This is a genomic window from Pseudomonas sp. B8(2017), assembly GCF_002113575.1.
In the GTDB taxonomy this organism is placed as follows: Bacteria; Pseudomonadota; Gammaproteobacteria; order Pseudomonadales; family Pseudomonadaceae; genus Aquipseudomonas; species Aquipseudomonas putida_Z.
Genome location: NZ_NEIO01000001.1, coordinates 297,617 through 323,850, shown reverse-complemented (window position 1 = coordinate 323,850; position 26,234 = coordinate 297,617). Strand labels below are relative to the sequence as shown.

Genomic DNA, 26,234 nt, shown 5'->3' with positions numbered 1-26,234 from the left:
GAAGACGGCTATCTCAGGGTAGCGATGGGCCAGCTATGGCGCATCGGGAATTCTCTCTACGCAGAACAGACTATCTTGAAGCCGGCTGGTTCATGCGCAACGTTTTGTCTTAGTGTCCTGCGGGCCAGAACGGCGACAGGCATGGTCGCCAGGCAACCGGATCAGTATCCTAGCACCTCCTGGCCCGCCGACGCTAAACCAGCGGGCCGCCGAACAGGTTAAACACCGTATGAATGCTCTAGCCCGCCGCGCCGCTGGCCTGTTGCTCGGCACGCTCTGCCTGCCGCTCGCGGCCTTCGCCGCCGATGTGCAACCCACCCACGAATTCATCCTCGACAACGGCCTGAAAGTGGTCGTGCGCGAGGACCACCGCGCCCCGGTGGTGGTCTCGCAGATCTGGTACAAGGTTGGCTCCAGCTACGAAACCCCGGGCCAGACCGGCCTGTCCCACGCGCTGGAACACATGATGTTCAAGGGCAGCGCCAAGGTCGGCCCCGGCGAGGCCTCGCGCATCCTGCGTGACATTGGCGCCGAAGAAAACGCCTTCACCAGCGACGACTACACCGCCTATTACCAAGTGCTGGCGCGCGACCGCCTGCCGGTGGCCCTGGAACTCGAGGCCGACCGCCTGGCCAGCCTGCGCCTGCCCGCTGACGAATTCAGCCGTGAAATCGAGGTGATCAAGGAAGAACGCCGCCTGCGTACCGACGACCAGCCCAACTCCAAGGCGTTCGAGCTGTTCCGCGCCATGGCCTACCCGGCCAGCGGCTACCACACCCCGACCATCGGCTGGATGGCCGACCTGGAGCGCATGAAGGTCGAGGAACTGCGCCACTGGTACGAATCCTGGTACGCCCCCAACAACGCCACTCTGGTGGTAGTCGGCGATGTCACCGCCGATGAGGTCAAGGGCCTGGCGCAGAAGTACTTCGGCAGCATCCCCAAGCGTGCCGTGCCGCCGGCCAAGTTGCCGCTCGAACTGGCCGAACCAGGCCAGCGCCAGCTGACCCTGCACGTGCGCACCCAGTTGCCGAGCCTGATCTACGGTTTCAACGTACCTGGCCTGTCCACCGCCAAGGACCCGCGTACGGTGCATGCCCTGCGCCTGATCTCGGCGCTGCTCGACGGCGGCTACAGCGCCCGCATGCCGGCACGCCTGGAACGTGGCCAGGAGCTGGTGGCCGGTGCTTCTTCCAGCTACAACGCCTTCACCCGCGGCGACAGCCTGTTCCTGATCTCGGCCACGCCGAACGTGCAGAAGCAGAAAACCCTCGCCGATGTCGAGAAAGGCGTCTGGCAGCTGCTGGATGAGCTCAAGACCACCCCACCCAGCGCCGAAGAGCTGGAGCGCGTACGCGCCCAGGTCATTGCCGGCCTGGTCTACGACCGCGACTCCATCAGCAGCCAGGCCACCACCATCGGCCAGCTGGAAACCGTCGGCCTGTCCTGGAAGCTGATCGACAGCGAGCTGGACGAGCTCAAGCGCGTTACCCCGCAGGACATCCAGAACGCCGCGCGCACCTACTTCACCCGCGAACGCCTGAGCGTTGCCCATGTATTGCCCGAGGAGTCCGCTCATGAGTGATCGCCGCGCACCACACCCAACCCTTCTGGCCACGGGCATCCGCGCCCTGGCGCTGGCGGCGGTGCTGGCCGCCCCGGCCATGGCCGACAACGCCGCCAAGGCCGACAGCAACGCGGCACGCCCGGCCAACACCTTGCAGTCGCTGGCCGAGCTGGATGGCAAGGCGCCCAGCCGGCGCCAGTTGAACATCCAGCACTGGAACACCGTTGAAGGTGCCCGGGTACTGTTCGTCGAGGCCCGCGAACTACCGATGTTCGACCTGCGCATCACCTTCGCCGCCGGCAGCAGCCAGGATGGCGGCACGCCAGGCCTGGCTGCCCTGACCAACGCCATGCTCAACGAAGGCGTGGCCGGCAAGGACGTGACTGCCATCGCCGAAGGCTTCGAGGGCCTGGGCGCCGACTTTGGCAACGGCTCCTACCGCGATATGGCCGTGGCCTCGCTGCGCAGCCTCAGCGCCAAGGACAAGCGCGAACCGGCGCTCAAGCTGTTCGCCGAGGTGACTGGCAAGCCAACCTTCCCCGAAGACGCCCTCAAGCGCATCAAGAACCAGATGCTGGCCGGCTTCGAGTATGAAAAGCAGAACCCCGGCAAGGTCGCTGGCAAGGCCCTGTTCGCCAAGCTCTACGGCGACCACCCCTACGCCCACTCGAGCGACGGCACCGCCGAAAGCATCAGCGGCATCACCCTGGCACAGCTGCGCGCCTTCCACGCCAAGGCCTACACCAGCGGCAACGCGGTCATCGCCCTGGTCGGCGACCTCAGCCGCGCCGAGGCCGAAGCCATCGCCGCCCAGGTATCAGCTGGCCTGCCCAAGGGCCCCGCGCTGGCCGCACCGGCCCAACCCGGCGAAGCCAAGGCAGGCCTGACCCACATCGACTTCCCGTCCAAGCAGACCCACCTGATGCTGGCCGAACTCGGCATCGACCGCCAGGACCCGGACTGGCCGGCCCTGTCACTGGGCAACCAGATCCTCGGCGGCGGTGCGTTCGGCACCCGGCTGATGAGCGAGGTGCGTGAAAAGCGCGGCCTGACCTACGGCGTGTACTCGGTGTTCAGCCCGATGCAGGTGCGCGGCCCGTTCATGATCAACCTGCAGACCCGTGCCGAACTCAGCGAGGGCACGCTCAAGCTGGTGCAGGATATTCTTGCCGACTACCTCAAGGCCGGCCCCACCCAGCAGGAGCTGGACGATGCCAAGCGCGAACTGGCCGGCAGCTTCCCGCTGTCCAATGCCAGCAACGCCAGCATCGTCGGCCAACTGGGTGCCATTGGCTTCTACAACCTGCCGCTGACCTGGCTGGAGGACTTCATGCAGCAGTCCCAGGCCCTCACCGTAGAGCAGGTAAGAACGGCCATGAACAAACACCTGTCAGCCGATAAACTGGTGATCGTCACCGCTGGCCCGAAAGTGCCGCAAAAACCGCTGCCAGCACCCACTGACAAGCCCTCCGAGCAGCCGCTCGGGGTACCGGAGCACTAATGCCAAGATCCACCCCTCCCGCCCGCCCGCAACCGGGCCAAAGCAAGGGCCAGGGCCACCTGCGCATCATCGCCGGCGAATGGCGCAGCCGCCGTCTGGCGGTGCCGGAAGGCGAAGGCCTGCGGCCAACGCCCGACCGCGTGCGCGAAACCGTATTCAACTGGCTGGCACCCTATATCGAGGGTGCCCGCGTGCTGGACGCCTTCACCGGCAGCGGCGCCCTGGTGCTCGAAGCCCTGTCCCGCGGGGCCGAGGACGCCGTCGCGCTGGACAGCAACCCGGCGGCCATCGCCAACCTGAAGAACAACCTCGAGATCCTGCGCTGCCCGCGCGGGCAAATCCTGCAGACCGACGCCCTGCGCTATCTGCAAGGCCCGGCCAAGCAGCAGTTCGACGTGGTGTTCCTCGACCCGCCGTTCCACCAGGACCTGCTGGCCGACACCTGCAACCTGCTGGAACAGAACCAGTGGCTGCGCGAGCAGGCGTGGGTCTACACAGAAAGCGAGGCTGCCCCATCGACCTTGCAATTGCCAGGTAACTGGCGCCTGCATCGAGAGAAAAAGACCGGCCAGGTACATTACGCGCTCTGGCAGCGGGGCTAATTATTTAAAGCAGGTGCAGCACCCTTGTCGCTGAAGCTGTTCGGGTTCATATCAACCAGAGCACTTCAGCGATGACCTCACCACCTACTTCGCCGCCCGACCTGGGCCAGGTTTCTGCAGGGCTTGACGCCTTGTCCTGCACCACTACCTCGCCATTGCAGCACTTCACGCTGGAAAACGGCCTGTCCGTTTACTTGCGAGAAAATCACAAGACATCTCTGGCCGCAGTCCAACTCTGGTACCACATAGGCTCAAGCCATGAGCCTGCCGGCCACACGAACCTGTCTCATGTACTGGAGCACCTGATTTTCGCAGGCAGCAGCAAACTGCCCGCCGGCCAATACAGCCGGGTGATCGCACGTATAGGGGGCAATGCCAATGCCACCACCCACCTGGACGCCACCTCCTATGAAATCTCGCTACCGGCCAGCCGCCTGCCCATAGCGTTGGAAATCATGGCCGATGCCATGAGCACCGCTACCTTCGGTCAAGCGGAGATGGAAAGGGAGATAAAGGCGGTGGAGGACGAGCGCCGGCTCAAGCTGGACGTCCAGCCCGACCGACAGGCATACGATCAGCATAACGCTCTGGCCCATGGCACCAGCCCTTATGCAGGCCCGAGCTTCGGTTATCCGGCAGACCTGGACAGCATCGACCTGGCGGCGCTGCGAACCTGGTACAGGTCCTGGTATCAGCCCAACAACGCAACGCTTGTGGTAGTCGGCAGCGTTGACCTGCCAACGCTCCGGCAGCATGTGGCGCGTTACTTCGCAGGCGTGCCGAAAGCGCCTGTCGCCGACCGGCCTGTTCCACGCCATGACACTCAACTGCAGGCCCGCAGCCACACCGTAAGCCTGCCAGGGTTACGCGAGGGGCTGTTCATGTCATTCAACGTTCCAGGCCGAGCAACAGCTCCCGACGCCGGGACATCGCTTGCCCTGACCCTGCTTTGCGACTTGCTTGGCGTAGGTTTCAGCTCCCGGCTGTACAGCGATCTGGTACGGGACAGGCGCCTGCTTACAGGTGTGCGAGTGTCCTACGAGCCCTTGGTACGTGGCGACACACTGTTGACGATTTCAGCCTACGTGAACACCACCCACGCCACACCGGAAGACGCCGCCCAAGCCGTTTACGAGCATGTGCAGGCGCTGCGCAGCGTTGCCTTGCCGGAAGCAGAGCTGCAGCGCGCCAAGTTGCGCATGCTCGCCCGACGGCTATTCGACCTCGACGCGCTCACCTCCCAGGCAGACGAGCTGGGCGCCGCTGCCGCCGCCGGTTTGCCAGCATCGGTGATTGACGAGGACTGCCCTCTCATCCGGGACCTCGACAGCGCGACAGTGCAACAGGTGGCGGTTGCCTATCTGGGGCGCGAACGGCTGACCACAACCTACCTTCGGCCAGGAGTGCCAGCATGAGCCCTGACAACTTGACGACCACCCGACCAACGCTGTGCGACGGCCCAACTACCGACACCGCCTTGGAGGCCATGGCCAACCTGGAGTCGGCCAAGGAAATCGAGCTTGGCCAGGTACCGCCCCTGCAAGCCGCCGCCGAGCGTTGGCAAACCGCCGGCGGCGCAAAGGTCAGCTTCATCGCAGACCATGACCGCCCGATGTTCGACCTGGCCTTGCGCTTTCGAGCCGGCAACGTGCTTGACGGTGCCAACCCAGGCCTGGCTGCAGTTACCCTGTACAGCCTCGACCAAGGGACCGGGGAGCTCGATGCAGCACAGTTTGCCGAGCAGCTGGCCGGGTTCGGGGCCATCCTCAGCAGAAGGATCACCGATGACAGTGCCGTCATCTCACTCCGCTGCCTGAGCTTGCCCGCGATACGCGCCAGCGTGATGCAACTGTTCACCCAGATGCTGGCATATCCTGCTTTCAGGGAGCCTGACGTGGCGAAAATCCGGGAGCGGCTGGCTTTCAACCGGGTCCGACAGGGCAGCCACCCCCTGGTACGGCTTACCAACACCACGATGGCTCATGTTTTCCGTGATCATCCGTACGCTGCCAGCGCCACCACGACGGCCAGTGGCACCGTCAATGTCGAGCAGATCAGGGACTTCCACCAGAAGGCTTACTCGGCGAACAATCTGGATATTGGCCTGGTGGGGGACCTGAGCCGCAATGATGCGGAGCAACTGATCGACGAACTCACCCGTGCCCTGCCGCAGGAGTGGGCCGCCGCCGCCCCGCCGCCACTCCCCGAACACCTGCCACTCGTGCAGCACCTGGCCGCCGCCGGCAGCGCCACCCGGGCACTGTTGACGTTGTCCTCGAAAGCTTCGCCAAGCAGCCCGCTATTTACGGCCTTGACGCTGCTCAACGTGATACTTGGCACCAGCTATGAATCACGCCTGACGCAAGAGTTGCGAACCCTGCGCAGCCTGATCTACGCCATCTACTCCGACCTCAACCCGCTGGATGCGGCATGCCTGCTGCAAATTCACTGGGACATCGCCCCGCAGTACCGGGATGCGGCAGCGGCCCTGGTGTCGGGGATTGTCGCGTGCCTGCGCGAACGAGGCCCTAGCCAGGCAGAGTGCGACATCGCTGTGAACGAAATTGCGGCCAAGCTGCATCACGACCTTGCAGACAGCGCCAAACTGGCCAGAGCACTTGCGACTTACAGCCACCAAGGGCTGCCAGGCGATCACCTTGCTACTTTTCTTGAAAGGCTACAGTCGCTCACGCCTGCGAACCTGCGTGAAGCCGGGCAGGTGTGGTTGGGCAACGCGACGCAAGTGCTGGTGACCGTAGGCCCCGAGTCAGTGCAGCTGCCACTGCCGGAAACAATGAAGGACGACCAATAGCGCAGGTACATCGGGGTTTTTCCATGGCATTCTAGGCACGCACAACATGAGTCGCCCACATGCCCAGCCCCAGCGCAACGTTCCGTCCAGCCCTCGGCCTTGCCAATCCCCACTTGCAAACCTTGTGGGGGCCATTGTGGCGAAAACTGCCAGAGCTGCAGCGCAACCGCGAGCGGCTATGGCTGGCCGATGGCGACTTCATCGACCTGGACTGGCACGGCCCGCACCAGCCCCACGCGCCGTTGGTGCTGGTGCTGCACGGTTTGACCGGTTCCTCCCACTCGCCCTACGTCAAAGGCTTGCAGCAAGCGCTGCAAGGCCGCGGCTGGGCCAGCGTGGCGGTGAACTGGCGCGGTTGCTCGGGCGAGCCCAACCTGCTGCCACGCAGCTACCATTCCGGCGCCAGCGAAGACCTGGCCGAAATCGTCAGCCACCTGCGTGCCCAGCGCCCGTTGGCGCCGTTGTATGCGGTGGGTTATTCGCTGGGGGGCAATGTGCTGCTGAAATACCTGGGCGAAAGCGGTGTCGCCAGCCAGTTGCAGGCTGCGGTGGCAGTGTCGGTGCCGTTTCGCCTGGACCACTGCGCCGATCGCATCGGCCAGGGCTTTTCAAAGGTGTACCAGGCGCATTTCATGCGCGAGATGCTGGCTTATGTGCAGCTCAAGCAGCGGCACTTCCACGACAAGGGCCAGCATGAAGGGCTGGCGACGCTGCAACGGCTGGGGCCGTTGGCCAACCTGCGCACGTTCTGGGATTTCGACGGCAAGGTCACCGCACCACTAAACGGTTTTCGCGATGCGCACGACTACTACCGCCGCTCATCGAGTCATTTTTTCCTCGGCCAGAACCGAACGCCGACGCTGATCATCCACTCCAGCGATGACCCTTTCGTCTCCGGCCACAGCCTGCCAACAGCCCGCGAACTGGCGCCGCAAACCCGCTTCGAACTGCACAGCCGCGGCGGCCATGTGGGCTTTGTCGATGGCAGCCTGCGTAACCCGGGGTATTACCTGGAGCGGCGGATTCCACAGTGGCTGGTGGAGGGTCAATAGGAGCTGCGGTTTTCATTGGCAGTACCGGCCTCATCGCCGGCAAGCCAGCTCCCACAGGTGTGGTATAGGCCTTATGGGCAGTGGTGTACCTGTGGGAGCTGGCTTGCCGGCGATGAGGCCGGGCCTGCTTACTCGCCAGTGGCTACGCCATGCTGCGGATCGTTGATCCACTCACTCCACGACCCGGCATACAGCTTGCCCAGCGGGTACCCGGCCAACGCCAGGGCAAACAGGTTATGACACGCCGTCACCCCTGACCCGCAATACGCCACCAACTGCTCCGGCGCCCGCCCGGCCAGCATTTCGGCAAAGCGCTGTTTTAGCTGGTCCGGCTGCAGAAAACGCCCATCAGCCCCCAGGTTGTCGGTGAACGCCGCGCACTGCGCCCCCGGAATATGCCCCGCCACCGGGTCGATCGGTTCCACTTCGCCACGGAAACGCGGCAAGGCACGCGCATCGATCAAGGTCAGGTCTGCGTTACCCAAGCGCTTGGCCAGGTGCTCGGCATCGATCAGCAGCTTGCCGTCCGGCTCACCGTTGAAGGTGCCTTCCCGCTTGAGCGGCGGGTCCAGGCTGAGCGGCAGGTGCGCTGCATGCCAGGCCTTCAGGCCACCGTCGAGGATCGCCACGCCGCTGCGCTTGCCCAGCCAGGCCAGCAGCCACCAGGCACGGGCGGCAAAAGCGCCAGGGCCGTCGTCGTACAGCACCACCTCGCTGTCATCGTCCAGGCCCCACTCACGCAGGCGCTCGACCAGCCGGCGCGCATCCGGCAACGGGTGGCGCCCGGTGCGCCCCTTGCTCACCGGCCCGCTGAGGTCACGCTCCAGGTCGGCAAAATGCGCCCCGGCAATATGCCCCTGGGCATAGCTGCGTTGGCCATAGTCCACATCCTCGAGGGCAAAGCGGCAGTCGAGGATCACCAACTTGGGCGAGCCCAGACGCTCGGCCAACTGCTGCGGGGTGATCAATTGCGCAAGGGGCATGACAATCTCCTGATCGATGGCACTATCGATAGCACTGAGGCCCTGGGCTAGTGCTCCAGGGCCTGGTTGAACGGTACATGGAATTCCTGGCAAAGGGCGTCCACGGCATTGCGGGCGTTGTCGGTGACGAAGCCGAGCTCCAGCACCAGTACCTGGTAGACGCCGCGCTTGAAGGCTTCTTCACCCAGGTGCGCGGAATGCTCCCGCGTGGTGCTGAGAAAACGTACCCAGGACGTCAACACGATCCAGGCGTTGATGGTCAGCGATTCGATCTGCGCTGGTGCCATGGCCAGGATGCCCGCCTCGACGAAGCCGCGGTAGATCGCCTGGCCCTGGCGCAGGCAGCGCTCGGAAAAGCGCCGATAACGGGCGGCCAGTTCCGGGTCGCTGTCCAGCAGGTGCTCCAGGTCGCGGTGCAGAAAACGGTAGTTCCACATCGCCGCCAGCAGGGCCTTGAGGTAGAAGCGCTTGTCCTCCACGGTCGCCGCGCGGCCTTGCGGCGGGCGCAGGAAGCTGTCCACCAGTTCTTCGTACTGGCTGAACAGCAAAGCGATGATCGCCTGCTTGTTGGGGAAGTGGTAATACAGGTTGCCGGGCGAAATTTCCATGTGCGCGGCAATGTGGTTGGTACTGACGCTGCGTTCGCCCTGCTGGTTGAACAGCTCGAGGCTGTTCTGCACGATGCGCTCTCGGGTCTTCATGCGCGGGGCCATGCTCAGCTCCCAGTCTGCGGGCCTTCATCAAAGGGTCATCTTACGGCGTATTGGCGGTGGAATGCACCGCTCGACAACGCGGAAAAATTCGCACCATCGTACAAATTAGAGTATAGGCTCTAGGGATTCCCTGCCCGGACTCGACGCCGCCATGAACTCGCCCAGTGCCTTGCCCCCTGTGCAATCCGACCTCGACCTTGCGGCGACGTTCGCCACCCAGCGCCAGGCCTTTGCCGACAACCCCTTGCCAGCGGCGGCGCAGCGGCGCCAATGGCTGAAAAGCCTGCGGGAAGCCTTGCTGGCCGGCCAGGCCGAACTGATCGAGGCAATCGGCCAGGACTTTGAGGGGCGCAGCGCCGACGAGACCCTGCTGGCCGAGCTGCTGCCCTCGGTGCAAGGCCTGCGCCACGCCGAAAAGCACCTGCAGCGCTGGATGCGCGCCAGCCGGCGCAAGGTCGGCCTGGCCTTCCAGCCGGCCAGCGCGCAGGTGCGCTACCAACCCCTGGGCGTGGTCGGCATCATCGTGCCGTGGAACTACCCGCTGTTCCTTGCCATCGGCCCGCTGACCTGCGCCCTTGCCGCCGGCAACCGGGTCATGCTCAAGCTCAGCGAAGCCACGCCTGCCACTGGCCAGGTGCTCAAGCAACTGCTGGAGCAGGTGTTCCCCACCGACCTGGTCAGCGTGGTGCTAGGCGAGGTCGAGGTAGGCCAGGCCTTTGCCCGCCTGCCGTTCGATCATCTGCTGTTCACCGGCGCCACCAGCGTGGGGCGCCAGGTAATGCTGGCTGCGGCGCACAACCTGACCCCCGTCACCCTGGAACTGGGCGGCAAGTCGCCAGCCATAGTCTCGGCCGACGTACCGCTGGACAGCGCCGCCGAGCGCATCGCCTTCGGCAAGACCCTCAACGCTGGCCAGACCTGCGTCGCCCCTGATTACGTGCTGGTGCCAAGCGAGCGCCTGGAGGCCTTCAGCGACGCCTACCAGCGTGCCGTGCGCCGGCTGTATCCGCGCATCGCCGGCAACCCCGACTTCACCGCCATCATCAACCAGCGCCAGCTGCAGCGCTTGCAACATCTACTGGACGATGCCCACGCCAAAGGTGCGCAGGTACTCGACCTGTACCCCGGTGAAGCCCGCCAGGGCCGGCGCCTGCCACCCCACCTGCTGCTGGGGGTGAACGACGGCATGCAGGTGATGCAGGACGAAATCTTCGGCCCATTGCTGCCGCTGGTGCCCTACGACAGCCTCGAGCAGGCACTGGCCTACATCAACCAGCGCCCGCGCCCGCTGGCGCTTTACTACTTCGGCTATGACCGCGCAGCCCAGGAGCAGGTGCTGCGCCACACCCACTCCGGCGGAGTGTGCCTGAACGACACCCTGCTGCACGTGGCCCAGGATGACTTGCCGTTCGGCGGCATCGGCCCTTCAGGCATGGGCCATTACCATGGCCACGACGGCTTCCTGACCTTCAGCAAGGCCAAGGCGGTGCTGGCCAAGCAACGCTTCAATGCTGCCCGGCTGATCTACCCGCCTTATGGCAAAGCCTTGCAGCGCCTGGTCTTCAAGCTTTTCATCCGCTGAGGGCCAGCCCATGCACCGCCGCGAACTGCTGCGCTTCAGCCTTGGCGCCAGCGTCTTTCTGGCGGGTACCAGCCTGGTCGGCTGCAGCGCACAGACAGCCGCAACGGGTTACCAGGTACTGCGCGACGACGACCTGCCGCTGCTGCGCGCGCTGATCCCGGTGGTACTGGCCGGCACCCAGGCCGCCGAGACACTGGTGCTGCATAGCCTCGACCACAAGCTGGCGGCGCTGTCGCCGGAAATGCTCAAACTCACCCGGCAGTTGTTCGACGTGCTCAACCTGCCGCTCACCCGCGGCCCCCTGACCGGTGTCTGGGTCGCCTGGGAACGAGCCAGCGCCGCGCAGGTCACGGCCTTCCTGCAACGTTGGCAGGACAGCTCGCTGAACCTGCTGCGCATGGGCCACGCCTCGCTGCTGCAGTTGCTGCAGATGGCCTGGTACGAACGCCCCGAATCCTGGGCCGCCTGCGGCTACCCCGGGCCACCGAAAATCTGAAAACAACAAGAGCAGCGCCAATGCCTGTACCCGACCCGTTTCGCCAAGGCCTGGAAAGCGGCTGGATCACCCACGACGCCTCGCGCCTGGAGCACGACCTCACGCTGGAAGCCGACATTGCCGTGATCGGCAGCGGTGCCGGTGGCGCTACCAGCGCGCAAATGCTCAGCACTGCCGGCTTCAAGGTGCTGCTGATCGAAGAAGGCCCGCTGAAGACCAGCAGCGATTTCCACCTGCTGGAAAACGAAGCCTATGCCAGCCTGTACCAGGAAGGCCTGGGCCGCATGAGCAAGGACGGCGCCATCACCATCCTCCAGGGCCGCGCCGTGGGCGGCACCACGCTGGTCAACTGGACCTCGAGCTTTCGCACGCCGCCACAGACCCTGGCGCACTGGGCCGCAGCCCACAACGTGAGCGGCCTGGGCGAGGAGCAAATGCGCCCCTGGTTCGAGCGCATCGAGCAGGAACTGGGCATCACCCCCTGGGCCCTGCCACCGAACGCCAACAATGACGTGCTGCGCCGTGGCTGCGAACAGCTGGGCTACCGCTGGGCGGTGATCCCGCGCAATGTGCGCGGCTGCTGGAACCTGGGCTACTGCGGCATGGGTTGCCCGGTGAATGCCAAGCAGTCGATGCTGGTCACGCGTATTCCCGCCACCCTCGAACAAGGCGGCGAGCTGCTGTACCTGGCTCGGGCCGAGCGCTTCGAACACAACGGCGAGCGCATCCAGGGCCTGTCATGCCAGGCGCTGGATAGCCAGGGCATACACACTACAGGCCGGCAGATCCGCGTTCGCGCGCGTCACTACATCCTTGCCGGTGGCGGCATCAACAGCCCGGCCCTGCTGCTGCGTTCCGACGCGCCCGACCCGCATGGCCGTCTGGGCAAACGTACCTTCCTGCACCTGGTCAACTTCAGCGCAGCACGCTTCAACGACCGTATCGACCCCTACTACGGCGCCCCGCAATCCATCTACAGCGACCATTTCCAATGGCAAGGCGGCAGCGACGGCCCGGTTGGCTACAAGCTGGAAGTACCACCGCTGCACCCGGCCCTGGCCAGCACACTGCTTGGCGGGCATGGCCACGAGAATGCCCGGCGCATGGCCGAGCTGCCACATACCCACGTGATGCTGGCGCTGCTGCGTGACGGCTTCCACCCACAAAGCCAGGGCGGGGCCGTGGAGCTGCGCGGCGATGGCTCACCGGTGCTCGATTACCCGGTCACCGACTACCTGCGCGACGGCCTGCGCCGCGCCTACCGCAGCATGGCGCAGATCCAGTTCGCCGCCGGCGCCACCCAGGTCACCCCCGTGCACAGCGATGCCAGCGCCGCGTCCAGCCTGGAGCAGGCCTTGGCCATGATCGACAAGTTGCGCCTGGAGCCGCTCCGCACGCGCCTGGGCAGTGCTCACGTGATGGGTGGCTGCGCCCTCGGCGACGACCCGCGCCAGGCGGTATGCGACAGCCTTGGCCGCCATCACCAGCTGGAAAACCTGTCGGTTCACGACGGCTCGCTGTTCCCCACCAGTATCGGCGCCAACCCGCAACTGTCGGTGTATGCCATCAGCGCCAGGCTCACCGAAGCGCTGGTCGCCCGCCTGGCACACAGCGCATGACAAGGAACAGGCCCCCTGTCTATAGTGCCATCAGCCGGCCGCATGACTTGGCCGGGGCGCCGTCGCTGCGCTACCATCCGACTCCCCAACGCACTCCAGCCAGGATGACGCGATGAACCGAGTGTTGTACCCGGGTACTTTCGACCCCATTACCAAAGGCCATGGCGACCTGGTCGAGCGCGCCTCGCGGCTGTTCGACCACGTGATCATCGCGGTGGCGGCCAGCCCGAAGAAAAACCCGCTGTTCCCGCTGGAACAACGGGTGGAGCTCGCCCGTGAGGTCACCAAGCACCTGCCCAATGTCGAAGTCATCGGCTTCTCCTCGCTGCTGGCGCATTTCGCCAAGGAACAGGGCGCCAACGTCTTCTTGCGTGGCCTGCGTGCGGTGTCCGACTTCGAGTACGAGTTCCAGCTGGCGAACATGAACCGGCAACTGGCTCCCGACGTCGAGAGCCTGTTCCTCACGCCTTCGGAGCGCTACTCGTTCATTTCCTCGACCCTGGTCCGGGAAATTGCCGCGCTGGGCGGTGATATCAGCAAGTTCGTCCACCCGGTGGTGGCCGAGGCGCTGACCGAACGCTTCAAGAAGTGACCTTTAGCGGCTGATCATCGCGCCCGCGTGCACTGCGGGCGCGAATGCGGCACAATTGTGCCCACTGCGTTGAACATGCCCGGGCGCAGAGCCCCGGCCGGAGTCCCCATGTCCCTGATCATCACCGACGATTGCATCAACTGCGACGTCTGCGAACCCGAGTGCCCGAACGAGGCCATCTCCCAAGGCGAAGAGATCTACGTGATCGACCCTAACCTGTGCACCCAGTGCGTGGGCCATTACGACGAGCCGCAATGCCAGCAGGTCTGCCCGGTCGACTGCATCCCGCTGGATGAAGCGCACCCGGAAACCGAAGAAGAGCTGATGGCCAAGTACCGCCGGATTACTGGCAAGGCCTGATATCAGGTCAGCCCTCATCGCCGGCAAGCCAGCTCCCACAGAGATATCATCGCTCTCGAGAGCTGTGCAGTACCTGTGGGAGCTGGCTTGCCGGCGATAGGGCCTCAAGCCTCAGCGCTGGCAACGCGGGCAATACACACTCGCCCTCTGCCCCAGCTTCACCTCGCGCAACTCCGTGCCACACACCTTGCACGGCTGCCCACCCCGCCCGTACACGAACAATTCCTGCTGGAAGTACCCCGGCTGCCCGTCGCCACCGATGAAGTCGCGTAGCGTGGTGCCGCCCTGCTCGATCGCCGCCGCCAGCACGCGCTTGATCTCGATCGCCAGCTTCAGGTAACGCGCCCGGGAAATCCCGCCTGCTTCCCGACGAGGGTCGATGCCGGCGGCAAACAGCGCCTCGGTGGCGTAGATGTTGCCCACCCCCACCACCACCGCGTTGTCCATGATGAACGGCTTGACCGCCATCGACCGCCCACGGGACAGCTGGAACAGCCGCTCGCCATCGAACAGGTCGGTCAGCGGCTCCGGCCCCAGGCGCAGCAGCAGTTCGTGGTTGAGCGGGTCCAGGCTCCACAGCATCGCGCCAAAGCGGCGCGGGTCGGTGTAGCGCAGCATCAACCCCGACTCCAGCTCGATATCCACGTGCTCATGCTTGGCCGCCGGCAAGCCCAGCTCGACCAGGCGAAGGTTGCCCGACATGCCCAGGTGACTGATCAGGGTGCCGACCTCGGCATTGATCAACAGGTACTTGGCGCGCCGCTCGACACTGACGATGCGCTGCCCCGACAGGCGCACATCCAGGTCTTCCGGAATCGGCCAGCGCAGGCGCCGGTCACGCACCACCACCCGGCTGACGCGCTGGCCTTCCAGGTGGGGCGCAATACCGCGCCGGGTGGTTTCTACTTCTGGCAATTCCGGCATGTGTCAGTGCCCGCCCAACTCGCGAATGTTCTGCTTGAGGTTTTCGAAATCGTATTCCGACAAGCCAATGTAATCGAGCACCAGCGGGCCGACCACATTCCATTCGTGGTCCACGGCCTGGTTGCCCAGCACCCGGTACGACGCGCAGATGTGCTCGGCCATCTTCAGCACCGCCAGCAGGTTTTTAAGCTGGCTCTGGGTATTGCGCGAACTCTCGTCGCGGAACACCGCCAGGGCGTTGTGGTGGTTGGCAATGGCCGCGCTGAGGTGCTCGGGCAGGCGCCAGGACTTGGCAGTGAAATAGCCGACCACCGAATGATTGGTATTGAACGCGCGGTTTTCGGTGTCGACCACGCGGGTTTCCTCGTCGGCCTTGGCATAGGCCTCTTCCAGCACATCCATGTAGTCGGGGAAGCGCTTGAGCATCAGCGGCACGCCACAGTCATGGAACAGGCCCAGGGTGTAGGCCTCGTCCGCCGCCTGGATGCCGGTGCGCTTGGCCAGGGTCAGGCAGGTCATCGCCACGTCCTGGGCGGTGTCCCAGAAGCGGTTGAGGGTAACGATGGTCTCGTCGCTCATCTCGCCCTTGATCGACTGGGCGTTGATCAGGTTGATGATCGAACGGCTGCCCAGCAGGTTCACCGCGCGCTGGATCGAACCGATCTTGTTGGAAAGGCCGAAATGCGGGGAGTTGACCAGTTTGAGCAAGGCGCCCGAGAGGCCCGGGTCCTGGGAAATCAGCTTGGCGATGGTTTCCAGGTCCGGGTCAGGCATGTACTGCTCGAACTGCAGATCGACCATGATCTGCGGTTGCGGCGGAATGGTGATGCCTTGCAAGGCTTGCTGGATCTGTTCGGCGCTGAGTTCTTGGGACATACGTGCACACTCGTTTGGGACCGGCGATTCTAACCCTCCAGACCGGAAATGGACCAACCACTGAATCGTTGCGCCGGAACTTTACTTTATCCATCCGTGCCTCTTTCTCATATTCATCAAGGAAAGGAGCAAGGCCCATGAGTGCAGAACTGAACGGCAAGCGAGTGGCTTTCCTGGTCACCGACGGCTTCGAGCAAGTGGAACTGACAGGCCCTCGCGAAGCCCTGGAGCAGAGCGGCGCGGTGGTGGATATCCTCAGCGACAAGGAGGGCACGGTACGCGGCTGGAACCACGACCAGCCGGCCGACGCATTCGCCGTGGACGCAACCTTCGAAAGCGCCCACCTGGACCTCTACGATGCCCTGGTGCTGCCCGGCGGCGTGCAAAACTCTGACACGATTCGATTGATCCCCGCCGCGCAGAAACTGGTGAAAAGCCACGATTCGGCTGGCAAGCCACTGGCGGTGATCTGCCACGGTGGCTGGTTGCTGGTGTCGTGCGGGTTAGCCAAGGGCAAGCGGCTGACCAGCTACAAGACCCTGCAGGACGACATCCGCAATGCCGGCGGAGACTGGGTGGATGAAGAAGTGGTCGTCGATGGCAACCTGATCACCAGCCGCCAACCCGATGACATTCCGGCGTTCAACCAGCAACTGATCAAGGCATTGGCAGCCTGACGCCATCTCATCGCCTACGCGAGACCTGTAGGAGCAGCCTTGTGTCGTGAAAGGGCCGCAAAGCGGCCCCGGCAATCCATGCAGCGCTGCTGAAACCCTGGGGCTGCTGCGCAGCCCTTTCGCGACACAAGGCCGCTCCCACAACGGGCATGCGGCCCGGCAACAGGCTATAATCCCGCTCTTTTTTCCCGGAGCGACGTCATGTCCCTGCCCAGCCTACGCCTCAAAGCCAATGCCGACCGCCGCCTGCGCGCCGGCCACCTGTGGGTCTACAGCAACGAAGTCGACGTCAGCGCGACCCCGCTGCAAGGCTTCCAGGCCGGCCAGCAGGCTGTTCTCGAGGCGGCCAACGGCAAGCCGCTGGGTATCGTCGCACTGAGCCCGAACAACCTGATCTGCGCCCGCCTGCTGTCGCGCGACGCCAAGCTGCCGCTGGACAAGTCGCTGCTGGTGCACCGCCTGAACGTCGCCCTGTCGCTGCGCCAGCGCCTGTTCGACCAACCGTGCTACCGCCTGGTCTATGGCGATTCAGACCTGTTGCCAGGCCTGGTGGTCGACCGCTTCTTCGACATCCTCGTGGTGCAATTGGCCTCGGCCACCATGGAAGCGCACAAGGATGACGTGATTGCAGCCCTGGTACAGGTGCTCAAGCCAAGCGGCATCCTGTTCAAGAACGACTCCTCCGCGCGTGACGCCGAAGGCCTGCAGCGCTATGTCGAGACCGTCTATGGCGAAGTGCCGGACTGGGTGCCGCTGGAAGAAAACGGCGTCAAGTTCGAAGCCCCGGTACGCGAAGGCCAGAAGACCGGCTGGTTCTACGACCACCGCATGAACCGTGCACGCCTGGCGCCGTACGTGAAAGGCAAGCGCGTGCTCGACCTGTTCAGCTACATCGGTGGCTGGGGCGTGCAAGCCGGTGCCTTCGGCGCCAGCGAAGTGTTCTGCGTCGACGCCTCGGGCTTTGCCCTGGACGGCGTGGAGCGTAACGCCGCGCTGAACGGCATCAGCGAGAAACTGACCTGCATCGAAGGCGATGTGTTCGAGGCCCTGCGCGAACTGAAGGCCGCCGAAGAGCGCTTCGACGTGATCATTGCCGACCCACCCGCCTTCATCAAGCGCAAGAAAGACCTGAAAAACGGCGAAGCGGCCTACCGCCGCCTGAACGAACAGGCCATGCGCATGCTGACCAAGGACGGCATCCTGGTCAGTGCCTCGTGCTCGATGCACCTGCCAGAGGACGACCTGCACAACATCCTGCTGACCAGCGCCCGTCACCTGGACCGCAACCTGCAGTTGCTCGAACGCGGCGGCCAAGGCCCGGACCACCCGGTGCACCCGGCCATCGCCGAAACCCGCTACATCAAGAGCATCACCTGCCGGTTGCTGCCAAACAGCTGATATCCGCTAAAAAGGGCCGCCAAGCGGCCCTTTCCTGCTGCAATCTCCCCGCCAGCTATCCACATCTGCATTCCCTCGCCGCGCCAGCGGTGTAGAATCGGCCTATTCATCGCCAGTCATCCCCGGCGGGTTTATGAGCTCTGCCCAAGCACGCGGCGATCCCGCGAGGTCTTCGGCCCCATCCGTGCCAGTGGCAACCGGCCTGCGGTACAAAGGACAAGAGAAGCTCACTCCCCTTTTTTGACCTGATTAAGCCGCCAGGAGTGTTTCATGCCTGATTATCGTTCCAAGACTTCCACCCAAGGCCGCAACATGGCCGGCGCCCGTGCCCTGTGGCGCGCCACCGGGATGAAGGACGAAGACTTCAAGAAACCGATCATCGCCATCGCCAACTCGTTCACCCAGTTCGTCCCGGGCCACGTGCACCTGAAGGACCTGGGCCAGCTGGTCGCCCGCGAAATCGAACGCGCCGGTGGCGTGGCCAAGGAATTCAACACCATCGCGGTCGATGACGGCATCGCCATGGGCCACGACGGCATGCTCTACTCGCTGCCAAGCCGCGAGATCATCGCCGACGCCGTGGAGTACATGGTCAACGCCCACTGCGCCGACGCCATCGTGTGCATCTCCAACTGCGACAAGATCACCCCCGGCATGCTGATGGCCGCCCTGCGCCTGAACATCCCGGTAATCTTCGTCTCCGGCGGCCCGATGGAAGCCGGCAAGACCAAGCTGGCCAGCCACGGCCTGGACCTGGTCGACGCCATGGTCATTGCCGCCGACTCCTCGGCTTCCGACGAAAAAGTCGCCGAATACGAGCGCAGCGCCTGCCCGACCTGCGGTTCGTGCTCCGGCATGTTCACCGCCAACTCGATGAACTGCCTGACCGAAGCCCTGGGCCTGGCCCTGCCGGGCAACGGCTCGACTCTGGCCACCCACGCCGACCGCGAGCAGCTGTTCCTCACCGCCGGCCGCACCATCGTCGAGCTGTGCAAGCGCTACTACGGCGAGAACGATGAGTCGGTACTGCCGCGCAACATCGCCAACTTCAAGGCGTTCGAGAACGCCATGATGCTCGACATCGCCATGGGCGGCTCGACCAACACCATCCTGCACCTGCTGGCCGCCGCCCAGGAAGCCGAGGTGGCGTTCGACCTGCGCGACATCGACCGCCTGTCGCGCAAGGTGCCGCAGCTGTGCAAGGTTGCGCCGAACATCCAGAAATATCACATGGAAGACGTGCACCGTGCCGGCGGCATCTTCAGCATCCTCGGCTCGCTGGCCCGTGGCGGCCTGCTGCACACCGATCTGCCGACCGTGCACAGCCGCAGCATGGAAGAAGCCATCGCCAAGTGGGACATCACCCAGACCGATGACGAAGCCGTGCACACCTTCTTCAAGGCCGGCCCTGCCGGCATCCCGACCCAGACGGCATTCAGCCAGTCGACCCGTTGGGAGTCCCTGGATGACGACCGTGAGAACGGCTGCATCCGCAGTGTCGAGCACGCCTATTCGCAGGAAGGCGGCCTGGCCGTGCTGTACGGCAACATCGCGCTGGACGGCTGCGTGGTGAAAACCGCCGGTGTCGACGAGTCGATCCTGGTGTTCGAAGGCACCGCGAAGATCTTCGAGAGCCAGGACAGCGCCGTACGCGGCATCCTCGCCGACGAAGTGAAGGCCGGCGACATCGTGATCATCCGCTATGAAGGCCCGAAAGGTGGCCCGGGCATGCAGGAAATGCTTTACCCGACCTCGTACCTGAAGTCCAAGGGCCTGGGCAAGGCTTGCGCCTTGCTCACCGACGGCCGCTTCTCGGGCGGCACCTCGGGCCTGTCGATCGGCCATGCCTCGCCGGAAGCCGCCGCTGGCGGCGCCATCGGCCTGGTGCGCGACGGCGACAAGGTGCTGATCGACATCCCGAATCGTTCGATCAACCTGCAGGTCAGCGACGAAGAGCTGGCCGAGCGCCGTGTCGAGCAGGACAAGAAGGGCTGGAAACCGGCTGAAGTACGCCCACGCAAGGTGACCACCGCGCTGAAGGCCTATGCCCTGCTGGCGACCAGTGCCGACAAGGGGGCTGTGCGTAACAAGGCGATGCTGGAAGGGCTGTGAGGCTCTGACGGTGTGAATGAAAAACCGGCGCCCTGGGCGCCGGTTTTTTTATACCTGTGATTTGTGTGCTGCTCGTACTGGCCCTATCGCCGGCAAGCCAGCTCCCACAGAGACCACACAGTTCTGAAGGCCTGTGTGTTCCCTGTGGGAGCTGGCTTGCCGGCGATAGGGCCAGTACAGGCGAAACACCAACTACTGAATCTGCTCCGGCGTCACGATCACCCAGTTCTTGTCCGCCGTCACCGGCAGCCCTTCCTTGGCCTGCGCCGCGGCATTCCTGGCAATCATCCCGTTCATCTGGTCCATGTACTTGGCCTTGCGGTTTATCCACAAGTGGATGCCACCTTTGCCCACATCCACCCCATGAAACTGCATGTAGCCATCACTGGTCGGCGTATCGCCCCCCACCAGCACCGGTTTCTTCCACTCATCGATATAGGTCAGGATCGCCGCCTGCTTGCCTGCCATCCAGGTGGCCGGGGTCCACAGGTACGGGGTCAACTCCAGCCCCTCGTTGGCCTTGGCATCATAGTGCCCGGCGCTGATCTGCTTGCGCGCGGTGGTCAACTGGCCGCTGGCGCGGTCCTTCAGCAACAGGCTCACGCCAATCACATTCTGCGGCTTCACGTTGTAGCCGTACTTGGGGTCCGACGCGACCATGCGCACCAGCTCCTCGGAAGCAGCGGAAATCACATAGACCTCGATACCGTTCTCCATCAGCTTGTTGTACAGCTCGGCCTGGCCCTTGAAGACCTTGGGCGGCTGTACCTCGATGGCCTTGACCTGGTCCCCTTCGTAATAGGTGGCCGGGATCGGTTTGCCGGAGGCCATCAGCTCATCCACCTGCACCTTCAGCTCCTGCAGGGTAAAGCCGGAGAACACCTGGGCCACCCACGGGTAGCAGACCATGTCGTCCACTTCGCACAGCCGGTAGTAGTAACTGAACAGGCTTTCCTTGTGCTCGGCGGTATCCTTGAACGGCATCAGCTTCAACGAGGGGTCGAGCTTTTCGCGGCTCAGCAGGCCCTTGTTTTCCATGAACGGCAGCAAGGCCTCTTCAAGGTCGTAGCGGTAACTGGTGTTGTCCATGTCGAAGACAGCGTAGTTACCCTTGTTGGCATTGGCGGCAATCATGCCGTCGAGCTGCCTGGCTGCCTCGGCGGGCCAGTGCTTGAGCTCGGTGGCGAAGGTTTCGATACTGAACAGCAGGGACAGGCCGATGGCGACGGCTTTCGGAGCGAACTTCATGTACGAATCTCCTGAAATGACCCCGAAACGCTAGTGCAACAATCCCCGCCGGCAGCCCTTGATAACGACCTCCATGCAGCTGCAAACGCCGTGTTCATTGCAATCCGCGACACGCCGTTATTCCATAAACGACTATGCACATTCCATTTGGGTATAAATTCGTTTGTTTTCAGCCTGTTAGCATTTCCGTTCGCAATCGCTCACAGAGGCGATGCCTCTTCTGCTTTTTTCTGCTGGAGCTTCAATGAACCTGCCGCTGTCCCTTAACCTGCTGGCGTTCCTGGCCCTGTTGCTGGGCCTGGCACAAACCCGCCGCACCGACTGGAGCCTGGCCAGGAAAGTATTGCTGGGCCTGGTGCTGGGCGTGGTGTTCGGCCTGATCCTGCATACCGTCTATGGCGCTGGCCACCCCGTACTCAAGGCCACCATCAGCTGGCTCGACCTGGTCGGCAACGGCTACGTCGGCCTGTTGCAGATGATCGTCATGCCGCTGATCTTCGCCTCGATCCTCAGTGCCGTGGCGCGCCTGCACAATGCCTCGTCGCTGGGCCGCATCAGTGTGCTGAGCATTGGCACCCTGCTGCTGACCACCGCCATCGCTGCGTTGATCGGCATCGTCCTGACCAACCTGTTCGGCCTGAGCGCCGAAGGCCTGGTGGCCGGCGCGCAGGAAAGTGCGCGCATGCAGGTTATCCACAGCGACTACGCCGGCAAGGTCGCCGACCTCAACATCCCGCAACTGCTGCTGTCGTTCATCCCCAGCAACCCGGTAGGTGACCTGGCACGGGCCAAGCCGACCTCGATCATCAGCGTGGTGATCTTTGCCGTGTTCCTCGGCCTGGCCGCGCTGCAGCTGATCAAGGACGATGCCGAGAAAGGCGAACGCGCGCTGTCGGCCATCGACACCCTGCAGGCCTGGGTGATGCGCCTGGTGCGGGTGGTGATGAAGCTGACCCCGTATGGCGTACTGGCGCTGATGACCAAGGTGGTGGCCAGCTCGAACATGGAAGACATCCTCAAGCTGGGCAGCTTCGTGGTGGTGTCGTACCTGGGCCTGGCGCTGATGTTCGTGGTGCACGGCGTTATCCTCGCCGCCACCGGCGTGAGCCCGCTGCGCTTCTTCCGCAAGGTGTGGCCGGTGCTGACCTTCGCCTTCACCAGCCGCTCCAGCGCCGCCAGCATTCCGCTGAACATCGAAGCGCAAACCCGCCGCCTGGGCGTACCGCAGTCGATTGCCAGCTTCAGCGCATCGTTCGGTACCACCATTGGCCAGAACGGCTGCGCAGGCCTCTATCCCGCCATGTTGGCGGTGATGGTGGCGCCGGCGGTGGGCATCGATACCTTCGACCCGCTGTGGATCGCCACCCTCGTGGCCATCGTCACCTTGAGTTCGGCAGGTGTTGCCGGCGTAGGTGGCGGTGCGACTTTCGCCGCGCTGATCGTGCTGCCGGCCATGGGCTTGCCGGTGGAGCTGGTGGCGTTGCTGATTTCGGTGGAGCCGCTGATCGACATGGGCCGCACGGCGTTGAACGTGAACGGTTCGATGACCGCAGGGGTGGTGACCAGCCAACTGCTGAAAGAGACCGACAAGGATGTGCTGGCTGGCGATGAACATGCCGAGCTGAGTCATTCCTGACAGATTGCCGGGGGGCGCGCTGCGCCCCTGTCGCGACACAAGGCCGCTCCTACAACGGACCGCGGCCCCCTGTAGGAGCGGCCTTGTGTCGCGATAGGGCTGCAAGGCAGCCCCGGCAATCTCAAACCTTGTCCCAGACCTCGAAATGATACCCAGGCTTGCCTTCCTCAGCCTGCGCCTCGCTCGACACCAAGGTCCACTGCCCCCGATCAAACTCCGGGAACCACGCATCCCCTTCCGGCGACAACTCGACCCGCGTCAGGTACATGCGGCTGACCAGCCCTTTCTCCAGCGCCTGCCCATACAGCTGCGCCCCGCCAATTAGCATCAGCTCATCGACACCGGCCTCCCGCGCCCACTGCTCGGCCCGCACCAACGCCTCTTCCAGCGAGCCGAACACCTCGGCCCCCGCCAGCTCCAGCCCTGCCTGCCGGCTGACGACGATATTCAACCGCCCGGGCAATGGCCTGCCCAGCGAGTCCCAGGTCTTGCGCCCCATGATGATCGGCTTGCCCAGGGTAGTGGCCTTGAAGTACTTGAAGTCCCCCGGCAGATGCCAGGGCATGGAGTTGTCGATGCCGATCACGCGGTTCTCGGCGTGAGCCGCGATCAGGCTGAGGGGGAGTGATGTATTCATGCCAGCGAGGATAGCACCGGGCGTGTGGGTTATGCTTCTGCCCTGACCTGTGCAATGGAAGACCTTGTGACCGCACCGACTTCACTGGACAAGCGCTGGCTCACCGAAGCGGTACGCCTGCGCGAGGAACATGCCGGCCCCCTGGAGGACCAGGAAGCCAACCGCCGCGCCCGCCAGGCAGGCGGTGACCTGGCGGCCCGTATCGAAACCCGTGCCCTGTTCCTGGCCGAACGCGACGGCATCAGCACCGCACTGCGCCACTGGAAACAGGGCGCACGCCTGGCGCTGCTGGCCTTGCTGGTGCTGGCCGTGCTCAGCGGCGCAGGGTTGGCGCTGGCCGCCCTGGGCGACGGGCAGCGCCCGGTGAATGTGTTCTGGGCCCTGGGCAGCCTGCTCGGGCTGAACCTGCTGATGCTGCTGGGCTGGGCCATCGGCTTTGCCCTGAGTGGCGAGCATGGCGCGGGGCTGGGCCGCCTGTGGCTGTGGCTGAGCGAACGCTTTGCCCGAGACGCCAAGGCTGCGCACCTGGCACCGGCGCTGCTGGTGCTGCTGCAACGCCAGCGCCTGAACCGCTGGCTGCTCGGCCTGCTGGTGCATGGCCTGTGGCTGCTGGCGATGATCACCGCACTGGGCATGCTGCTGGCCTTGCTGGCAACCCGGCGCTATGGCTTTGTCTGGGAGACCACCCTGCTAGCCGCCGACCCGTTCATCCACCTGACCCAAGCCTTGGGCGCGCTGCCCTCGTTGCTGGGCTTCACGGTACCCGACGAAGCCATGATCCGCGCCAGCGGCGACAGCCAGCCGGCCCTGGACCTGGCGCGCCAGGCCTGGGCCAGCTGGCTGCTTGGCGTGGTGCTGGTGTACGGCCTGCTGCCGCGTCTGCTGCTGGCCGGGCTGTGTCTGTGGCGCTGGCGCCAAGGCCGCCAATGCCTGGCGCTGGACCTCAGCCTGCCCGGCTACGCGCAGCTGCGTGAAGCGCTGATGCCGCGCAGCGAACGCATCGGCGTCCAGGATGCCGCGCCCGAAGCCTTGCCGCAGTTTGCCGCTGGCCAGCTGGAAAGCGGCAGCAGCGGTGCCCTGTTGGTCGGCCTGGAGCTGGACGACCAGCACCCCTGGCCGCCCGCCCTGCCGAAAAGCGTGACCAGTGCCGGCGTGCTCGACAGCCGCGAATCGCGCAACCGCCTGCTCGAACAGCTCAGCCGTTTTCCGCCGGCACGCCTGGCCATCGCTTGCGACCCGCGCCGTTCGCCCGACCGCGGCAGCCTGGCGCTGCTCGCCGAGCTGGCACGCAATGCCGGCGCCACCCGCATCTGGCTACTGCAGGCCGCACCGGGCGAGGCCCTGGACGCCCAGCGCCTGGGCGACTGGCACGAAGCCCTCGACCGCCTTGGCCTGGTGCATGCCGATACCTCGCCGCTGACCTGGCTGGAGCATGGCCATGACTGAGCCGCTGAAACTGGCCGTGGTCGGCCACACCAACGTCGGCAAGACCTCGCTGCTGCGCACCCTGACCCGTGACGTCGGCTTTGGCGAAGTTTCCCACCGCCCCAGCACCACCCGCCATGTGGAAGGTGCGCGGCTGTCGGTGGACGGCGAACCCTTGCTCGAGCTGTACGACACCCCGGGCCTGGAAGACGCCATCGCCCTGCTCGACTACCTCGAACGCCTGGAGCGCCCAGGCGAGCGCCTGGACGGCCCGGCCCGCCTCGAGCGCTTTCTGCAAGGCAGCGAGGCACGCCAGCGTTTCGAACAGGAGGCCAAGGTGCTGCGCCAGCTGCTGGCCAGCAATGCCGGCTTGTATGTGATCGACGCCCGCGAACCGGTGCTGGCCAAATACCGCGACGAACTGGAAGTGCTGGCCAGCTGCGGCAAGCCGCTGCTACCGGTGCTCAACTTCGTCGCCAGCCACCAGCACCGCGAGCCGCAATGGCGTGAAGCCCTTGCCAGGCTTGGGCTTCACGCGTTGGTGCGGTTCGACAGCGTGGCCCCGCCAGAGGATGGCGAGCGCCGGTTGTACGAAAGCCTGGCCCTGCTGCTGGAAGACGCCCGCCCGGCCCTGCAGCGGCTGATCGACGACCAGCAGGCACAGCGCCTGGCGCGCCGGCACAGCGGCAAGCGCCTGATTGCCGAGCTGCTGCTGGACTGCGCCGCCTGCCGGCGCAGCGTCGAGGCCGAACCGGCTGCCGAAGCCCGGGCCATCGAGGCATTGCGGCAAGAGGTGCGCCAGCGCGAGCAGCGCTGCGTCGAGGCACTGCTCAAGCTGTATGCCTTCCGCCGCGAGGACGCCCATGCCAGCGACCTGCCGTTGCTGGATGGCCGTTGGGGCGATGACCTGTTCAATCCCGAAACCTTGAAGCTGCTGGGCGTGCGCTTGGGCAGTGGTGTGGCCGCCGGTGCTGCGGCGGGTGCCGGGGTGGACCTGCTGGTCGGCGGCCTGACACTGGGGGCTGCCGCCCTGGCCGGAGCGATTGCCGGCGGCGCGCTGCAGACGGCGCGCAACTATGGGTCGCGGTTGATGGGCAAGCTCAAGGGCAAGCGCGAGCTGACGGTGGACGACACGGTGTTGCGCCTGCTGGCCTTGCGTCAGCAGCAGTTGATGGTGGCGCTGGAAAACCGCGGGCATGCGGCGCAGGACAGCATTCGGCTGGGGGAACTGGATGAGAAGGCCTGGCGGGAGGGCAAGTTGCCGGAGGCGCTGAGCAAGGCGCGGGCGCATCCGCAGTGGTCCACCCTCAACCCTGGGGCGAAGCTGAACCAGGCTGAGCGGCAGGAACAGCTGGAGGCGCTGGTTTCACAGTTTTGATCAAGCAGGTCTGGCCCTATCGCCGGCAAGCCAGCTCCCACAGG

The 26,234-nt window shown here is 64.7% G+C and carries 23 protein-coding genes; 17 read left to right on the top strand and 6 right to left on the bottom strand.

What is annotated here, in order from left to right:
• Positions 1 to 229: 229 nt before the first annotated feature.
• From CAG22_RS01540 to CAG22_RS01515, 6 genes are all read left to right on the top strand, one after another.
• Positions 230 to 1,585: a pitrilysin family protein gene (locus CAG22_RS01540; protein WP_025340974.1), complete on the top strand. Its 1,356-nt coding sequence runs from the start codon at positions 230 to 232 to the stop codon at positions 1,583 to 1,585.
• On the top strand, positions 1,578 to 3,068 hold the full coding sequence (locus CAG22_RS01535) for a pitrilysin family protein (RefSeq protein ID WP_085704139.1): 1,491 nt from the start codon (positions 1,578 to 1,580) through the stop codon (positions 3,066 to 3,068). The genes CAG22_RS01540 and CAG22_RS01535 overlap by 8 nt, the downstream gene beginning before the upstream one ends.
• Positions 3,068 to 3,670 (top strand): 16S rRNA (guanine(966)-N(2))-methyltransferase RsmD, encoded by a 603-nt coding sequence (rsmD, locus tag CAG22_RS01530; RefSeq protein WP_085691435.1) that lies wholly within the window; start codon positions 3,068 to 3,070, stop codon positions 3,668 to 3,670. Before CAG22_RS01535 ends, rsmD begins: the two co-directional genes overlap by 1 nt.
• Positions 3,671 to 3,741: 71 nt before the next feature.
• Entirely contained in the window at positions 3,742 to 5,085 is a 1,344-nt protein-coding gene (locus CAG22_RS01525) for a pitrilysin family protein (RefSeq protein WP_085704137.1), read from the top strand.
• Positions 5,082 to 6,482 (top strand): pitrilysin family protein, encoded by a 1,401-nt coding sequence (locus CAG22_RS01520; protein ID WP_085704134.1) that lies wholly within the window; start codon positions 5,082 to 5,084, stop codon positions 6,480 to 6,482. Before CAG22_RS01525 ends, CAG22_RS01520 begins: the two co-directional genes overlap by 4 nt.
• Positions 6,483 to 6,541: 59 nt before the next feature.
• Positions 6,542 to 7,534 (top strand): hydrolase, encoded by a 993-nt coding sequence (locus tag CAG22_RS01515; protein ID WP_085592481.1) that lies wholly within the window; start codon positions 6,542 to 6,544, stop codon positions 7,532 to 7,534.
• Between the two features lie 128 nt (positions 7,535 to 7,662).
• Here CAG22_RS01515 and CAG22_RS01510 read toward each other — a convergent pair whose 3' ends face one another.
• Together CAG22_RS01510 and CAG22_RS01505 are read right to left on the bottom strand one after the other, a co-directional pair.
• The gene (locus CAG22_RS01510) at positions 7,663 to 8,517 is read right to left on the bottom strand and encodes a sulfurtransferase (RefSeq protein WP_085614590.1); all 855 of its coding nucleotides are present in this window, start codon (positions 8,515 to 8,517) and stop codon (positions 7,663 to 7,665) included.
• Positions 8,518 to 8,564: 47 nt separating this feature from the next.
• Complete coding sequence (locus CAG22_RS01505) at positions 8,565 to 9,230, bottom strand: TetR/AcrR family transcriptional regulator (RefSeq protein WP_025340981.1); 666 nt, start codon at positions 9,228 to 9,230, stop codon at positions 8,565 to 8,567.
• A gap of 151 nt (positions 9,231 to 9,381) precedes the next feature.
• Here CAG22_RS01505 and CAG22_RS01500 point away from each other — a divergent pair, with 151 nt between their 5' ends.
• From CAG22_RS01500 to CAG22_RS01480, 5 genes are all read left to right on the top strand, one after another.
• A complete protein-coding gene (locus CAG22_RS01500) occupies positions 9,382 to 10,812 on the top strand; it encodes a coniferyl aldehyde dehydrogenase (RefSeq protein WP_085691439.1) in 1,431 nt (476 codons plus the stop codon).
• Positions 10,813 to 10,822: 10 nt separating this feature from the next.
• Positions 10,823 to 11,308, top strand: coding sequence for a twin-arginine translocation pathway signal protein (locus tag CAG22_RS01495; RefSeq protein ID WP_085704132.1), 486 nt, complete (start codon positions 10,823 to 10,825; stop codon positions 11,306 to 11,308).
• Positions 11,309 to 11,328: 20 nt separating this feature from the next.
• Complete coding sequence (locus CAG22_RS01490) at positions 11,329 to 12,927, top strand: GMC family oxidoreductase (protein WP_085704128.1); 1,599 nt, start codon at positions 11,329 to 11,331, stop codon at positions 12,925 to 12,927.
• A gap of 112 nt (positions 12,928 to 13,039) precedes the next feature.
• The gene (gene coaD / locus CAG22_RS01485) at positions 13,040 to 13,519 is read left to right on the top strand and encodes a pantetheine-phosphate adenylyltransferase (protein WP_014861498.1); all 480 of its coding nucleotides are present in this window, start codon (positions 13,040 to 13,042) and stop codon (positions 13,517 to 13,519) included.
• Between the two features lie 108 nt (positions 13,520 to 13,627).
• Positions 13,628 to 13,879, top strand: coding sequence for a YfhL family 4Fe-4S dicluster ferredoxin (locus CAG22_RS01480; protein WP_013974644.1), 252 nt, complete (start codon positions 13,628 to 13,630; stop codon positions 13,877 to 13,879).
• A 111-nt stretch (positions 13,880 to 13,990) separates the two neighbouring features.
• Here CAG22_RS01480 and mutM read toward each other — a convergent pair whose 3' ends face one another.
• The gene (gene mutM, locus CAG22_RS01475) at positions 13,991 to 14,803 is read right to left on the bottom strand and encodes a bifunctional DNA-formamidopyrimidine glycosylase/DNA-(apurinic or apyrimidinic site) lyase (RefSeq protein ID WP_010955661.1); all 813 of its coding nucleotides are present in this window, start codon (positions 14,801 to 14,803) and stop codon (positions 13,991 to 13,993) included.
• Positions 14,804 to 14,806: 3 nt separating this feature from the next.
• Positions 14,807 to 15,625 carry an HDOD domain-containing protein gene (locus CAG22_RS01470; protein WP_170929260.1) on the bottom strand — a complete coding sequence of 273 codons (819 nt, stop codon included), beginning with the start codon at positions 15,623 to 15,625 and terminating at the stop codon, positions 14,807 to 14,809.
• A gap of 191 nt (positions 15,626 to 15,816) precedes the next feature.
• Between CAG22_RS01470 and CAG22_RS01465 the strand changes: the two genes are divergently transcribed.
• The 3 genes from CAG22_RS01465 (at position 15,817) to ilvD (ending at position 19,866) form a co-directional block, all read left to right on the top strand.
• The gene (locus CAG22_RS01465; RefSeq protein ID WP_025340987.1) at positions 15,817 to 16,356 is read left to right on the top strand and encodes a type 1 glutamine amidotransferase domain-containing protein; all 540 of its coding nucleotides are present in this window, start codon (positions 15,817 to 15,819) and stop codon (positions 16,354 to 16,356) included.
• Positions 16,357 to 16,557: 201 nt separating this feature from the next.
• On the top strand, positions 16,558 to 17,754 hold the full coding sequence (locus CAG22_RS01460) for a class I SAM-dependent rRNA methyltransferase (RefSeq protein WP_013974648.1): 1,197 nt from the start codon (positions 16,558 to 16,560) through the stop codon (positions 17,752 to 17,754).
• Between the two features lie 270 nt (positions 17,755 to 18,024).
• Positions 18,025 to 19,866, top strand: coding sequence for a dihydroxy-acid dehydratase (gene ilvD, locus CAG22_RS01455; RefSeq protein WP_025340988.1), 1,842 nt, complete (start codon positions 18,025 to 18,027; stop codon positions 19,864 to 19,866).
• 192 nt (positions 19,867 to 20,058) lie between these two features.
• On the opposite strand, the gene CAG22_RS01450 is transcribed toward ilvD, so the two are convergent.
• On the bottom strand, positions 20,059 to 21,114 hold the full coding sequence (locus CAG22_RS01450) for a phosphorylcholine phosphatase (protein ID WP_085704126.1): 1,056 nt from the start codon (positions 21,112 to 21,114) through the stop codon (positions 20,059 to 20,061).
• 244 nt (positions 21,115 to 21,358) lie between these two features.
• Between CAG22_RS01450 and CAG22_RS01445 the strand changes: the two genes are divergently transcribed.
• The gene (locus tag CAG22_RS01445; RefSeq protein WP_075046670.1) at positions 21,359 to 22,750 is read left to right on the top strand and encodes an L-cystine transporter; all 1,392 of its coding nucleotides are present in this window, start codon (positions 21,359 to 21,361) and stop codon (positions 22,748 to 22,750) included.
• A gap of 121 nt (positions 22,751 to 22,871) precedes the next feature.
• On the opposite strand, the gene CAG22_RS01440 is transcribed toward CAG22_RS01445, so the two are convergent.
• Positions 22,872 to 23,387, bottom strand: coding sequence for a dihydrofolate reductase (locus CAG22_RS01440; RefSeq protein ID WP_013974654.1), 516 nt, complete (start codon positions 23,385 to 23,387; stop codon positions 22,872 to 22,874).
• 54 nt (positions 23,388 to 23,441) lie between these two features.
• Here CAG22_RS01440 and CAG22_RS01435 point away from each other — a divergent pair, with 54 nt between their 5' ends.
• Complete coding sequence (locus tag CAG22_RS01435) at positions 23,442 to 24,833, top strand: DUF2868 domain-containing protein (RefSeq protein ID WP_085704123.1); 1,392 nt, start codon at positions 23,442 to 23,444, stop codon at positions 24,831 to 24,833.
• Positions 24,826 to 26,190 (top strand): GTPase/DUF3482 domain-containing protein, encoded by a 1,365-nt coding sequence (locus CAG22_RS01430; RefSeq protein WP_061550299.1) that lies wholly within the window; start codon positions 24,826 to 24,828, stop codon positions 26,188 to 26,190. Before CAG22_RS01435 ends, CAG22_RS01430 begins: the two co-directional genes overlap by 8 nt.
• The last annotated feature ends 44 nt before the right edge of the window (positions 26,191 to 26,234 follow it).